This is a genomic window from Streptomyces sp. NPDC051133 (genome assembly GCF_040682635.1).
Taxonomy (GTDB): Bacteria; Actinomycetota; Actinomycetes; order Streptomycetales; family Streptomycetaceae; genus Streptomyces.
On sequence record NZ_JBFBBK010000250.1, the window covers coordinates 1 to 1166 of the forward strand.

General features: G+C 66.6%; 1 protein-coding gene. It reads right to left on the reverse strand.

Annotated elements, in window-relative coordinates:
- Nucleotides 1-1039: IS21 family transposase (gene istA, locus AB0N17_RS46825; RefSeq protein WP_366017747.1), on the reverse strand; the 1039-nt coding region annotated here is incomplete at its 3' end.
- Nucleotides 1040-1166 lie beyond the last annotated feature (127 nt).

Below are 1166 nucleotides of genomic sequence, written 5' to 3' on the forward strand. Positions count from 1 at the left end.
GGGCGGGCACCGAGTAGAGGTTGCCGCCGAAGGCGACCAGGCAGTCCTTGCCGACCGGCCGCAGATGCCGCTCGGCCACCAGATACGAAGTTTCGGGCAGCGGTTTGAGGGCCATGTGGTCGCGGGCCGCCCGCTCTCCGATGATCTGTTGGTGAGTCCTGTGGGCCTGAGCCCGTCGCTGCGGCACCCATGCGGCGAAGGCGGCGTCCATCTCCTCGATGGAGGAGAAGGACCGGCCGGACAAGACGTGGTCTCGGACGATGAGGACCTGTCGTTCGACGCGTCCCTTGCCCGTGGGCCGGTAGGCGGCCAGGACGTCGATGTCGAAGTCGTAGTGGCCGGCGAAACCGACCGCTTCCGGATGCAGCGGGACCGCGTCACCCGGAGCGACATGCCTGCGGACGACGGTCTTCGTGCGGTCGTAGACGATCGTCATGGGGACGCCACCGAAGTGGGCAAAGGCCCGGCGGTGACAGTCGAAGAACGTCTGGAGGTCCTGGCTGATGGTGAAGCAGCAGAACGGGTCGCGCGAGTACGACAGCGTCATGTGAAAGGAATAGACCTTCCCGATGCCCATATGGGCGAGGACCTTGCCCTCGTCGCCCCAGTCGACCTGAGCCTGGGCGCCGGGGATGACCTCGAACCGCCGGTGCATGCCGGCGAGTTCCTTCGGCGTGATGCCGAGCTCCTCGGCGATGCGAGGCCGGGCTTCCTGAACGTAGAGCTTGACGCGCTGGTAGTTGCCGGTGAACCCGTACTCCGCGGTCAGCCGTCCGTGGATCACCGCGGCCTTCATCAGGATCTCCGCCCGCAGCATAGAGTCGACCAGCGGCGCGAACTCGTCGATCACCCTCGCCTTCGATCGCCCGTTCGGCGACCGGCGCGGCGGCGTCGCCGGACCCGGTGCCGACAGATACTTGCGGACCGTCTTCCGGTCCAGCCCGGTCTCCCGGGCCACCTCCGACAAGCTGATCGCCCCGGTTTCTAGCAGACTCCGGAAGCGCCGCAGTTCCAACCACCGATGCGGATCCAGGACCACCGTCGACCTCCTGCCGCCGCCTCTCACCGACCAAGCAGCAGAGTGCCGAGCAGCGGGTCTCAACGCATCAACAACTGTCCCTTTTCATCCGTACGCAGGTGGGGACGTTCACTTGTACGCCGACACC